The sequence below is a fragment of the Acidimicrobiales bacterium genome, from assembly GCA_041394265.1.
Classification (GTDB): domain Bacteria; phylum Actinomycetota; class Acidimicrobiia; order Acidimicrobiales; family SZUA-35; genus JBBQUN01.
In genome coordinates, this window is the sequence record JAWKIO010000005.1 from 3,872,582 (window position 1) to 3,885,040 (window position 12,459).

Below are 12,459 nucleotides of genomic sequence, written 5' to 3' on the forward strand. Positions count from 1 at the left end.
GCCGGTGCACCCAGAAGGAGAAGCCGTGAAGATCGAAGGGGCCGTCGCCCTCGTCACCGGAGGCAATCGAGGGCTTGGCGCTGCGTTGTGTGCGGCACTGCTCGAACGAGGCGCCGCCAAGGTCTACGCCGGGGCGAGAGAACCGGCGAGCGTCACCATGGACGGCGTCGTCCCGGTTCGACTCGATGTCACCTCCGACGCCGACATCGCCGCCGCAGTCGAGCGATGTGGCGACGTCACGCTGCTGATCAACAACGCCGGCATCCTCACCGGCACCGCCGCGATGGCCGACGATCCCGAGGGGAAGGGGCGAGCCGAGTTCGACACGAACGTCTTCGGGCCGCTTGCCGTCACTCGCGCGTTCGCGCCGATCCTGGCGGCCAACGGTGGCGGCGCGATCGTGAACGTCTTGTCGGTGTTGTCGTGGTTCAGCACTCCGGGATCTGCGCTGTACTGCGCGTCGAAGGCCGCCGCATGGTCACTCACCAACGCAACGCGCAGGACCTCTTCGCCCAGGGCACCCACGTGATGGCGCTCCATGTCGGGCTGATGGACACCGACATGACCGCCGGCATGAACGCACCCAAGTCGTCGCCGGTCGACGTGGCGGCGCAGGTGATGGACGGGCTCGAGGCCGGCGAGCTCGAGGTGTTGGCCGACGAGTCCAGCCGCCGGGTACGCGCTGCGCTCGCCGGGCCGCTCACCGAGCTCTATCCCAACGTCGCACGCTGAGGCTCGCGGCCGATCAGCTGCGGTCGACCACCGGCACCCCCGCCTGGAGGACGTGGGTGAACGCCTGCCCGTGATCGGCGAACGCCGCAAGGTCCTCGAGCGGGTTGACCTTCGACAACACCAGGTCGCCGTGGGCGCCGGGGGCCACGACCCCGATGCGCCCTTCCAATCGGCAGAGCCGGGCGTTGACCACCCACATCGAATGGAGCACCGACGCCGCAGGTTCGACAGTGGCGCGGATGGCCAGTTCCTGGTTCTGCATGATCTGGGTTTCGCCGATGAGGTCGGTTCCGAAGCCGAGCGTGATGCCTGCGGCTCTGGCCTTCTCGAGCGACGCCAGGCCGGACTCATACACGACGGTGTTCTTGTCGAGGTTCGTCTTCGGGAGTCGGTACTTCACCCCGAAGTCGTGCATCGCCTTGTAGGTGACGAGCGTCGGCACCATGACGGCGTCGGACTCGGCAACGAGGCGAGCCGTCTCGTCGTCGATCAGGTTGCCGTGCTCGATGGAGCGGACGCCTTCTCGGACGGCCATGGCGATGGCGTCGGGAAGGTAGGCGTGGGCGGCGACGTAGGTGCCACGGTTCGTCGCCTCGGTGACCGCAGCGCGCACTTCGGCCGGGGTGTACTGCAAGCTGTCGATCGGATCCGACGGGGTCGCCACCCCACCGGACACGTGGATCTTCAGGAAGTCACTGCCGTCTCGCAAGAGGTGGCGTGACGCCTTGAGCACCGCATCGGGGCCGTCGGCGACGATGGACGCCCAGTCGGACCGAAGCGAACATGCACAGTCGGGGACGCCACGATGACCGCCCTGCGCGTCGCCGTGACCGCCGGTCTGACTCATCATCAGCCCGGCGCGAACGATCCGTGGACCGACGGCAGCCCCTCGCTCGATCGCCCGCTTGAGACCGTTGACGTCGCCACCGAGATCGCGCACGGTGGTGAACCCCCGCTCGACCGTCTCCCGGGCGAGCCGGGCCATGGCGATACCGAACTCGACCTCGGTCCATCCGGTGAGCGATCGGAAGTCGAGGGTGGTCAGCCGGAAGTGGACGTGGGCGTCGATGAGTCCCGGCACGAGGTATCGGCCGGCGGCGTCGATGTCGATGTCGACGTCACCGACGCTGCTGGCGTCGACGTCGACGATCAGCCCATCGTCGACCACCACCGTCTTTCCTTCGTCGAAGGTCATGGTTGCGGTGTCGAGCACGGTTGCGTTGCGGATGGCGGTCCTCATTTGCCGGACCCTAGTGCGACGACGTCGACCTCGCAGTCGGCGTCAAGGCCTTTGTTCTCTGGCCCAAAACCCGAGGTCGGCTCACGCTGGAGGTGTGATGAGCAGGTCCGATTCGGCGAAGCTGCATGTGTCGATCTCGCGAGCGGTTGTCGGTGTCGACGGTTCGCCCGAGTCCTTGGCTGCGCTGGAATGGCTCGCCGGCGTCATCGAGGCCGACGGCACGATCGTTGCCGTTGGCGTCGGGAACGATGCCGACCGAACTCGGCTCGAGCACGAGTGGACCAAGGGACGAGCGGGTCGGGCAACGGTCCAATGTCGGGCGACCGAGGGGGAGCCCGCTGAGGTGCTCCTCGCCGTGGCGGACGAGGTGGATGCCGATCTGGTGGTGGTCGGCGTCCACCCGAAGCTTCGACTCGCTCCCCGCACGATCGGACACGTCACGGCCGACCTGATCCGCAACGCCGACCGACCCGTGGTCGTCGTCGACGGACCGCAGCGCGTCGATGTGCCAGGCGCGACGATCGTGGTCGACACGGCGAGCGGAAAGGCAACGGATGCGGCCGTGCGTTGGGCTGCCGGGTTCGCCGATGCGCACGGCTCGGCGCTCGAGCTTGTGCATTCCCGGCCCAACCAGCCGATCTTCAGCCCCGACGGGCTCCTCGACGCTCTCGCTCTGTACATCGACCCGGACGTACTGGGGGAGTGGGCGGTCCAGGAGTTGACGGCCTTGGCCGACGAACTCCAGGGAGCGACCGAACAGGATCTCCAAATCGGTTGGACCTCACAGCTCGGTCGGGCGGGGGCGCATCTCGTCGAGGCCAGCCAGATGGCGGCGCTGGTCGTGATCGGCCGGAACACGCTCCCCGGTCTCGACCGGGTCATTCCCCACGTCCTCCGACAGGTGGTCACCAAGGCGCCGTGCCCGGTCGTGATCGTCCCGCCGCTCAGCCCGGACGAGCCGACCGATCCCTCGACATGACCGGGACCTCGACCCTCGGGAGTGCGCGGCGCGGGCTGAGTGCTGTCGAGGTCGAAGCGCAGCGCCGCGCCGGGAACGTCAACGAGGTGCCCGACCGAACCTCGCGCAGCACCGCCGACATCGTGCGCGGGAACGTCTTCACGCGGTTCAACGCGATCATCTCGGTGCTGACGGCCGTGATCCTCGTGTTCGGCGATCCGATCGATGCCCTGTTTGCGTTCGTGATGGTGCTCAATGCGGCGATCGGGATCATTCAGGAACTGCGGGCCAAGCGGACACTCGACCGACTCCGGGTGATCATTGCGCCGAGAGTGACGGTGCTGCGCGACGGCGTCGACGTCGACATCGGCCCGGGGGAGGTGGTCCGTGGTGATGTGTTGCGACTCCGGGCGGGTGATCAGATTCCGGTCGACGGTGAGGTCGTCGAGTCGGTGGCGCTCGAGGTCGACGAGTCGGCGCTGACGGGTGAGTCCGAGCCGATCGTCAAGCGAGCCGGCGATGACGTCCGCTCCGGCAGCGCGGTCGTCGCGGGAACGGCCGTCGCCGTGGCGACGCGGGTGGGGCGCGAGGCCTGGGTCCACCAGTTGGTTGCCGAGGCGAAGGAGTTCGTGCTGGCAACATCGGAGATCCGAGCCGGGGTCGACCGACTCCTTCAGGTCGTCAGCTGGATGATCGCCCCGCTGGCTGCCTTGCTGCTCTGGAGCCAGCTCCGGGCCACCGAAACGCTGGCAGCGGGGCTGGTGTCGGCGGTCGCGGGCGTCGTCGGCCTCGTTCCGCAGGGACTGGTGCTGTTGGTCAGCATGGCGATGGCCGTGGCGATCATCCGGTTGGCTCGGAACGAGGTGGTCGTCCAGGAACTCCATGCCGTCGAAGGTCTCGCCCGCATCGATGTCCTCTGTGTCGACAAGACCGGCACGCTCACCACGGGTGCGTTCGAGCTCGAGGAGATCATGCCGCTGGCCGGCGACATCGACATCCGCACGGGCCTGGCGACGCTCGTTGCCGCCGAAGTGAGCCCCACCTCCTCGTCGCGCGTCATCGGCGAGGCGTTGGGCAACGGCGCCGGGTGGCCCGTCGTCGGCCGAGTGCCGTTTTCCTCGGCCCGCAAGTGGAGCGGGGCCTCGTTCGAGCGGCATGGCACCTGGTTGCTCGGTGCGCCTGACGTGTTGCTCGACGCAGCCGAAGGACCGGAGCATCGTGAGGTGCGAGCGAAGGTTGCTGCCCTCAGTGGCGACGCCAAGCGAGTACTCATGGTCGCCATCTCGTCGTCGCCGATCGGTGACGCGGCGGAGCTGCCACCCGGGATCGAGCCGGTGGCAATCGTCGTGTTGTCCGAGCAACTTCGTTCCGACGCGGCCGAGATCATGGAGTACTTCGCTCGGCAGCACGTCGCCGTCAAGATCATCTCGGGCGACAGCGCGGCGACGGTGTCCGCCGTCGGCTGCCGGCTCGGCATCGCCGGCGCCACCGACAGTGTCGATCTCCGGGGGTGCTCGACCGCGGACTTCGATTCGATCGTCGAGTCGTCGACCGTTTTTGGACGCGTGTTGCCCGAGCAGAAGCGGGAGCTCGTGGCGGCGCTGCAACGCCAGGGTCACACGGTCGCCATGACGGGCGATGGTGTCAACGACATTCCCGCGTTGAAGAAGGCCGACGTCGGGATCGCCGTCGACACGGCGACACCCGCTACCAAGGCGGTGGCCCAGCTGGTCTTGCTGGACGGTCGCTTCGACCGACTTCCCGGCGTCGTCGCGGAAGGGCGGCGGGTCGTTGCGAACATGGAGCGGGTCTCGGCGCTGTTCGTCACCAAGACCGTCTACGCCTCGATCTTCGTCCTGGCGATCGGGTTGTCCGGGTCGGTGTTCCCGTTCCTGCCGCGCCACATGAGCCTCGTCTCCGAACTCACCATCGGTGCGCCGGCGTTCCTCCTCAGCTTCCGCGCAGCCGACCAGCCGTGCCGAGCGGGCTACCTCCGACGGGTGCTGCGTTTCTCGGTTCCGGCCGGCGTGGTGACTGCCGCGGTCACCCTGTCCGCCTACTGGATCCAGCGGGTGCCGCCCATGACCTCCACGCTCGAAGAGGCGCGGACGGCTTCGACGTTGGTGCTGACCGGCACGGCATTCTGGGTCCTCTACCGGCTCATCCGCCCGATCGACCGGTTCGATCTGCTGCTGCTCGGTGGATTCCTCACCGTCTTCGGCCTCACGATCAGCCTTCGTGTGACGCGCGATTTCTACGCCCTCGACTGGCCGCCACCGATCGGCGTCGGGGTGTCGGCGGCCATCTTCGTCGGGAGCGTGGTGTTTCTCGAGGCGGTGCTGCGATGGGTACGGCCACAGCGTCTGCTCCCGATCGACCGTCTGGGTGGTGAAGGCCGAGGCGGCGCATCGTGACGCTCGGAACGGTCGTGCTGGTCGGGGTGCTCGTCGTCCTCGTTGGCCTGTTGTTCGTCCTGGCCGCCATCGAGGCCTCGCTGCTCCACGTCCGGCGATCGGCGGTCGCCTCCCACGACCGCGCCGACGATCCGGCGACGCTCCGGTTGCTCCGACTCCTCGACGCATTGCCCGCCGTGATGAACTCGGTGTTGCTGGCGGTGTTGCTGGCCCAGGTGACGGCGACGACGGTCGCCGGCCTGCTCGCCCGTCGTTGGCTCGGCGGATCGGCGGCCACCGTCGCCACGCTTGGCGTCGCCGTCGTGCTGTTCGTCTACGGCGAGGCCATCCCGAAGACGATCGCCATCGCCGACCCACTTCGACACGCCCGACGGTTCAGCCGGTTGACGGTCGTCCTGTACCGAGCACTCCAGCCCGTGGTCGCCGTGCTCGTGAAGATTGCGAGCTTGCAGTCGCCCGGCATCGGCCGCATCGACACGGCGGGCGCCGTGAGTGAGCGTGAACTCCTGCACCTCACGGGCGAAGCCGCAGCTGCAGGGGAAATCGATCTCTCCGATGCCGAGCTGATCCGCAAATCGTTCTCGCTGGGCGATCTGACCGTCGGCGATCACTGCATCCCGGCTGCCGAGGTCGTTGCCGTCGACGCCGACACGTCGGTCGCCAATGCGCTCCGCATCGCGATCGCTGCCGGACATCGACGGCTCGTGGTGCATCACGCCCTGCCGGGAAACGTCGATGGATTCGTTCGGTTGCGAGATCTCGCTCACCAAGCGTCGTTCGACGAGCAGGCACCGACCGGCCCCCTCGCCCGGCCGGCGCTGTTCTTGGACCGGTCGACGCTGCTCATCGGGGCGCTGCGTTCGATGCAGCAGCATCGTTGCCACTTGGCGATCGTCACCGACGTGTCCGGCGCTGATCTCGGCATCGTGACGATCGAAGACATCGCCGAGGTGCTCCTCGGCGAGATCGACGAACCGAGTACCGCTACTCGCCCTGCAACTCCATCAGTTGGAACACCGCACCTTGGCGATCGCTGACAACGGCGAACGGGCCCATCGGTGTCGGTGTCGAGGAGAGCAGCACCTGGCCGCCGAGCTCGTGCACACGCTCCTCGGCAGCCCGACATGTGTCGACGACGAAGTACATCGACCACGACGCCGGTAGGTCGGACGGAAGGTCCCGAGGCGTCTCGATCATCCCAGCAACCTCGACCCCGTCGAGCGAGAAGACGTTGTAGGGCGTCCCTCCGCTGTCGGACGTGGCCACGGACCAACCGAAGACCTCCCGGTAGAACGTGACCGAGACGTCGATCTGTCTCGTCATCAGCTCGGCCCACGCAACGCCGCCCACATCCGACGAGAAGTACTCGCCGGGCTCGGGCCCTCCGCTGATCAGCGCGAACATGGCGCCGCCCGGGTCGGCGACGACGGCCACACGTGCACCACCAGGAATCTCGAACGGTGGGACCAGCGTCTGCCCACCCGCCGATCCAATCTGCTCGAGCGTGGCGTCGAGTTGCTCGCACCACACGAACACCGTCCATGTGGCGGGCTGCCCGATGCTCTCGGCTGATTGCGCCATCAGCCCCGCGACGTCCCGTCCGTCGACCGTCGCGACCCAGTAGTCGCCCATCGGCGTCGAACTCAGTGCCAGCTCCCAACCGAGCAGATCTCGGTAGAAGCGGCAGGCGTCGTCGACGTCGGGGGTCGAGAGGTCGACCCAGCTGATCGTGCCTGATCGTGGTGTCGTGGTCATCGTGGCCTCCTACGCCATGCGATGACGGTAGGAGCGTCCACAGGTTGACTCCAGGGGCGAACGACTCCCGGCGGAGCGATGTGCCCCGCGGCGCCACGCTCAGCTGCCGCCGCCGATGTCGACGTTGTAGGCGTCGTAGACGAGGTCGGAACCTCGCTGGCGGTGGCGGGCGATCGCCGTGAGTGTGTCGAGCACCTCGGCCCGGACATCGACGACATCGACCTTGTCGCGCACGTCGATGATCGTCTTCTCGATCTGGTTGCACAGGTCGGGGTGCTCGTCGCGCACGCTCGAGATCTGGTTGGCCAAGCGGGGCGCCTGGACGAGCATCTCGTCGAGCAGGCCGTCCGCGCCCTCGACGTCGTCGATGTGGTCCTGCATGGCCACTCGGAGCTTCTCGAGTTCCTCGATCAAGCGAGGGCGCCAGCGTTCTTCACGGTAGGGAGATGCCGCTGCCATCTCCACCTGGGACAGTGCCTGCTTCAGCTCGACCCTCTTGGCTGCGGCGGACTGGAGGGCTCGGGACTCGGACTCGGGGTACTCGGTCATGACTGCTCACCTCGGCCGAAAGTTTTCCACCACCGAGCGGGCGCTGCCATGGCAACGCGAGATTTGTGACCTTCGGCAGCTCCGTGCGTGCGAGCTGTCAGAGGTAGCCGGCCTTGCGGCCGCCGTAGGTCGACCACTGGCCGGTGCCACAGGTGACGCCGCCGTCGACGGGAAGTGCAACGCCGGTGATGAAGGAGGAGGCGGGCGAGGCCAGGAAACAGACGGCCGCTGCGACCTCGCTCGGATCGCCGAATCGTTGGAGCGGGAGACGGGCTTGCATCGACTGGCCGATCTCCGCGTCCAGCAAGCCCGCCGTCATGGCGGTGCGAGTTGGGCCGGGGCAGACGGCGTTGACTCGGATGTTGCGATGTCCGAGGTCGAGGGCGGCCGATCGGGTCAGATTCACGACGGCGCCCTTGGATGCGTTGTAGGCGAACAGTCCGCTGTCGCCGCCGATGCCCGACACCGACCCGGTGATGACGATCGAGCCACCGTCACCCAGCGCGGTGAGTGCCGCCTTCAGCCCGAGCACGACGCCTCGTACATTGACGTCCATCACCCGGTCGTAGTCGGCCATCGAACCCCGCTCGATGTCGCCCTGCACGACGATGCCGGCGTTCAGAGCGATGGCGTCGAGGCCACCGAAGTGCTCGACGGCAGCGGCAACCATGGCGGCGTTGGCTTCCTCGGTGGTGATGTCGCCCGCCAGCGCGACGACACCGTCGACCCCGTCACACCAGGCGAGGGCATGCTGGTCACGATCGACCGCCACCACCCTCGCCCCCTCGGCGAGGAACCGCTCGACCGTCGCCCGACCGATGCCGTTGCCTGCGCCGGTCACGATGACACGCCGCGCCTCGTTCGTTCCGAGATCGATCGTTGATGCAGTTGCGTCTTCAGCCATGCCGCAGTGTTGCAGAACATGCAGCGCAGCGTCCTCATGGTGAGCGGCCGCAACGGCGAGGCACTGGTCACTCCGTCGCAGCGAGTGTCTGGTGCGTTTCGACGCGGGTGACCGTGCCGGCCCGGGGATCGACCGTGACCAGTTCACCATCGACGAGGTCGATCGTTGCGGTGCGGGTGCCGACAACCGCCGGCACGGCGAACTCACGTGCCATGATCGCCGCGTGGCTCGTCACGCCTCCGTGGTCGCAGACGAGCGCGGCTGCGCTGGCGATCGTGGCATTGAAGACCGGTGTGGTCATCGCGGTCACGATCACATCGCCCTCGCCGACCCGGGCAAGGTCGGTCAGGTCGGCGATGATTCGTGCCGTGCCGGTCACCGCCTCCCGGCCGATGCCCAAGCCGGTGAGGCCCTCGCCCGTCCGCGGCGCACCGAGTCGTTCGATGTATGCGAAGACGCTCTTCGCGATGGCAGCCACCGCCGGAGGGAAGAGGTCGAAATCCGGCGCATCCTCGAGCGGACCAAGGTTGGGAGGCGGCGTCAGCTGATCGGCGACGAGGCGAGCGCGACGGCGGTCGTCGGCGTTGGTCGAGTCGCTGCGACCGACGAGAAGCTCGACGAGCTCGGCGGCGTCGAGATCGAAGGCGGACTCCGGATGCTCGAGGATGCCTCGGCGATGAAGTCGATGACCGACCTCCTGCAGGACACGACGGGACCGGCCGACCCATCGCAGCGCAATGCCCGCGTCGTCGTCGCGCAGCGAGGTGACGCGTCTCGCATCCCCCAACAGCTGGTCCCACTCAGCGCGGTGCTCGCTCGGCACACGCAAGCGAGCCGCCTCGGTTCTGCGGTGCCCCGCATCCTCAAGGTCCGACTCGGGTTGCGGCGACCGCCGACGTCGGGCCTGCAGCGAGGACACGATGACGATGGGGAGCTCACGGAGGGTGGGATCGAGCGGGCTCTCGCCGGCAACGATGGTGTCGCCGTATCGTCGCAGGTAGTCCGAGAGCAGCAGGGGAGCATCGGTGGGGCATTGCCCGATCGCAGCGACCGCAGCTTCGGGGTCGTCGTCGAGGTCGAAGTCGGGCGGCAGCGCAGCAACGATCTGATCGAGAAGCTTCAGCGGCTCCGATGTGGCGGGTGAGTAGCCGGCGAGCAACTCGAAGGCGTCATCGACCGTGTCGCCCGTCAGCTCCGCATGCCTGATGGCGAAACGGCCGGTGGCAGCGGCCGCCGGGGCGGCATGAGTGAAGTGGGTCCGGTAGGCATCGGCCGCGGCCCGATGAACGTCGACGAGCAGCGTTGCGAGTTCGCCGTCGGTGCCGTCGGCCGGGACGTGGGCACACATTTGGTCGTAGCGAGCCAGGGCGGTTGCTCGGCCCGACGACTCCCAGGCATCGACGATGTCGTTCCAAGGACGCTCGACGAACACCGACCGCGCCGTCGCATGTCGGCGGCGGAGTTCCGGCAGCAAGCGGAAGAGGAGGGCGAGCACGAGCTTGGGCGGCGGCGATCCGCCGGTGTCGGGCGCTCCGGCGGGTACGGCGTGCATGTAGACCCAGCCGTGGACGGCGCGCATCGCCATCCGGTCGAGTGGCATGCCGATCAGGGCGAAGCCGGCACGGAAACCGTCTTCGGCGGCACCGAGAGCCCAATCGAGCATCGCTGCGGGATATGGGTGCAGTTGGTGGGCGGCATCGAACTCCCAACTGCCGGGTCCTGGCGGTTCCCATTCGAGGGGCGATTTTTCGGGTGAGCTGGTCATCGGTTGGTCTCCGTGAGTTTGGGCGATGGATCCGGTGCGGACGATGAGAGGAGTCGGCGGATGGTCCACTCGAAGAGATCGGCGGCGTCATCGCCGTGCAACCCGAACTGAGCGAACGCCGTTGCCCCGACCGAGCTGTTGAGAATCGATGCGATGCCCAGGAGACGCTCGCGGTCTTCGTCGGACCACGACTCGAGAGCGCCATCGAAGGCAGGCGCCAGCCACACCCGGCGTGCGTCGAGATCGAGGGCGCCTCGTCCTCGTCCGAACGTGGCCACGACGGCCCCGATGGTGGTGGGGTCGGCGGCAGAGAAGCGACGGAAGATCTGTCGATGCGAATCGAGATAGTCCTCGACGTCGGTCGGGCTCGGCTGATCGGCGCTGACGCCGAGTCCGTCACGTACCCGCTCGGCAGCGGCGTCGAGCAGCGCTTCCTTGTCTGGGAAGTATCGATACACGGTCGGCACCGACACGCCCGCCCGAGCGGCGACAGCGGGGATGGAGAAGGACTCGACCCCTTCGCCCATCACCACGATGGTGGCGTCGAGGATGGCCTCCCTCGTCGCCGCAGCCTGAGCGGCTCGTCGCGGACTCGTGTACTCCCGGCGGGTCATCGGTACCTCTTTCGCTAGGTGATTACTATTGCCAATATGATGCATCTTGTCAATGGTGGTGATGTCGGACTGGAGCCGATGGTCGATGTCGACACGACGACGGACGGTCTGGCAGGCTCGTCGCCATCGACGACGAGGAGGATCGAACATGGGGTGGGACTTCGAAACCGATGCCGAGTTCCAGACAGAGCTGGACTGGATCGACGACTTCGTGCGGGAGGAGATCGAGCCGCTCGACTTCATCGTCAAGAGCCCGTACGACATCAACGACCCGATCCGCGCCGAGGTGATCCCGCCGTTGCAGAAGCAGGTACAGGAGCGTGGGTTGTGGGCCTGCCACCTCGGTCCCGAACTCGGAGGGCTCGGCTACGGGCAGGTGAAGCTGGCGTTGATGAACGAGATCCTCGGTCGGGCTCGATCGGCGCCGACCATCTTCGGCTGCCAGGCCCCCGACACCGGCAACTCCGAGATCCTCGCCCACTACGGCACGCCGACCCAGAAGGAGCAGTTCCTGGAACCACTCCTGCGCAACGAGATCGTCTCGTGCTACTCGATGACCGAGGTGCAGGGCGGTGCCGATCCGAAGGTGTTCACCACCACCGCCGTGCAAGACGGCGACGAATGGGTCATCAACGGTGAGAAGTGGTTCTCGTCGAACGCTCGCTACGCGTCGTTCCTCATCGCCATGGTGGTGACCGATCCCGACAATCCACCGCTGCAACGGTTCTCGATGTTCCTGGTCCCGTCCGACGCGCCGGGACTCGAGATCGTCCGCAACGTCGGCCTCGGCTACGAAGCCGAGAGCGAGGACGAGGGCTCGCACGCGTACGTCCGCTACGACAACGTCCGAGTGCCGGCCGAGAACCTGCTGGGCGAACGAGGCGGCGGCTTCATCGTCGCCCAGACTCGCCTCGGCGGCGGCCGCATCCATCACGCGATGCGGACCAGCGGTCGGGTGCAGCGCCTGTTCGACATGATGTGCGAGCGCTCGATCAGTCGCACCACGCAGGGCGAGCTGTTGTCACGCAAGCAGATGATCCAGGAGATGATCGCCGACTCGTGGATCGAGATGGAGATGTTCCGCTTGCTCGTGCTGCGCACGGCGTGGCGGATCGACAAGTACCAGGACTACAAGAAGGTGCGCCGTGACATCTCGGCGGTGAAGGCCGCCATGCCGGGGGTGTACCGCAATGTGGCGAGTCGGGCGTTGCAGATCCACGGGTCGCTCGGCGCCTCGTGGGAGATGCCGTTCGCCAAGGAAGTGATCGAGTCGTTCCACATGGGTCTCGCCGACGGTCCCACCGAGGTGCACAAGGTGCAGGTCGCTCGCCGCGTCCTCGACGACTATGTGCCGTGTGACGACCTCTTCCCGTCGTCACACATCCCCAAACGGCGTGCCGCGGCCGAGGCCAAGTACGCCGACGTCCTCGAGCGCCACCTCGAAACCCAGTAGCCGGCGCGCCGGCGGTCGGAGGCGCCGGAAAGAAGTTCGCGCAACGGAGGGAACCTGAAACCACCCCTCGGCGTC

12 protein-coding genes are annotated in these 12,459 nt (G+C 67.3%); 6 read left to right on the plus strand and 6 right to left on the minus strand.

The window, feature by feature from the left end:
* The first annotated feature begins 25 nt into the window (after positions 1 to 25).
* Together R2733_18695 and R2733_18700 are read left to right on the plus strand one after the other, a co-directional pair.
* Positions 26 to 529, plus strand: a complete 504-nt coding sequence (locus R2733_18695) for an SDR family NAD(P)-dependent oxidoreductase (GenBank protein ID MEZ5378540.1) — start codon at positions 26 to 28, stop codon at positions 527 to 529.
* Positions 475 to 732, plus strand: coding sequence for a hypothetical protein (locus R2733_18700; protein ID MEZ5378541.1), 258 nt, complete (start codon positions 475 to 477; stop codon positions 730 to 732). Before R2733_18695 ends, R2733_18700 begins: the two co-directional genes overlap by 55 nt.
* Positions 733 to 745: 13 nt before the next feature.
* Here the strand turns inward: R2733_18700 and R2733_18705 are convergent, their stop codons facing one another.
* Positions 746 to 1,972, minus strand: a complete 1,227-nt coding sequence (locus tag R2733_18705) for an amidohydrolase family protein (GenBank protein MEZ5378542.1) — start codon at positions 1,970 to 1,972, stop codon at positions 746 to 748.
* Between the two features lie 97 nt (positions 1,973 to 2,069).
* Here R2733_18705 and R2733_18710 point away from each other — a divergent pair, with 97 nt between their 5' ends.
* From R2733_18710 to R2733_18720, 3 genes are read left to right on the plus strand one after another with little or no spacing between them, the layout of a single operon-like run.
* Positions 2,070 to 2,951, plus strand: coding sequence for a universal stress protein (locus R2733_18710; GenBank protein ID MEZ5378543.1), 882 nt, complete (start codon positions 2,070 to 2,072; stop codon positions 2,949 to 2,951).
* Complete coding sequence (locus R2733_18715; GenBank protein MEZ5378544.1) at positions 2,948 to 5,344, plus strand: HAD-IC family P-type ATPase; 2,397 nt, start codon at positions 2,948 to 2,950, stop codon at positions 5,342 to 5,344. Before R2733_18710 ends, R2733_18715 begins: the two co-directional genes overlap by 4 nt.
* Positions 5,341 to 6,381, plus strand: a complete 1,041-nt coding sequence (locus R2733_18720) for a CNNM domain-containing protein (protein MEZ5378545.1) — start codon at positions 5,341 to 5,343, stop codon at positions 6,379 to 6,381. Before R2733_18715 ends, R2733_18720 begins: the two co-directional genes overlap by 4 nt.
* Here R2733_18720 and R2733_18725 read toward each other — a convergent pair.
* The 5 genes from R2733_18725 to R2733_18745 form a co-directional block, all read right to left on the minus strand.
* The gene (locus R2733_18725; protein MEZ5378546.1) at positions 6,329 to 7,099 is read right to left on the minus strand and encodes a VOC family protein; all 771 of its coding nucleotides are present in this window, start codon (positions 7,097 to 7,099) and stop codon (positions 6,329 to 6,331) included. The genes R2733_18720 and R2733_18725 overlap by 53 nt on opposite strands.
* Positions 7,100 to 7,198: 99 nt before the next feature.
* Positions 7,199 to 7,648 carry a hypothetical protein gene (locus R2733_18730; GenBank protein MEZ5378547.1) on the minus strand — a complete coding sequence of 150 codons (450 nt, stop codon included), beginning with the start codon at positions 7,646 to 7,648 and terminating at the stop codon, positions 7,199 to 7,201.
* A gap of 97 nt (positions 7,649 to 7,745) precedes the next feature.
* The gene (locus tag R2733_18735) at positions 7,746 to 8,552 is read right to left on the minus strand and encodes an SDR family oxidoreductase (protein ID MEZ5378548.1); all 807 of its coding nucleotides are present in this window, start codon (positions 8,550 to 8,552) and stop codon (positions 7,746 to 7,748) included.
* Between the two features lie 67 nt (positions 8,553 to 8,619).
* Positions 8,620 to 10,317 (minus strand): PEP-utilizing enzyme, encoded by a 1,698-nt coding sequence (locus R2733_18740; GenBank protein MEZ5378549.1) that lies wholly within the window; start codon positions 10,315 to 10,317, stop codon positions 8,620 to 8,622.
* Positions 10,314 to 10,931, minus strand: a complete 618-nt coding sequence (locus R2733_18745; GenBank protein ID MEZ5378550.1) for a TetR/AcrR family transcriptional regulator — start codon at positions 10,929 to 10,931, stop codon at positions 10,314 to 10,316. Before R2733_18745 ends, R2733_18740 begins: the two co-directional genes overlap by 4 nt.
* Positions 10,932 to 11,079: 148 nt before the next feature.
* Between R2733_18745 and R2733_18750 the strand changes: the two genes are divergently transcribed.
* Positions 11,080 to 12,384 carry an acyl-CoA dehydrogenase family protein gene (locus R2733_18750; GenBank protein ID MEZ5378551.1) on the plus strand — a complete coding sequence of 435 codons (1,305 nt, stop codon included), beginning with the start codon at positions 11,080 to 11,082 and terminating at the stop codon, positions 12,382 to 12,384.
* Positions 12,385 to 12,459: the final 75 nt, after the last annotated feature.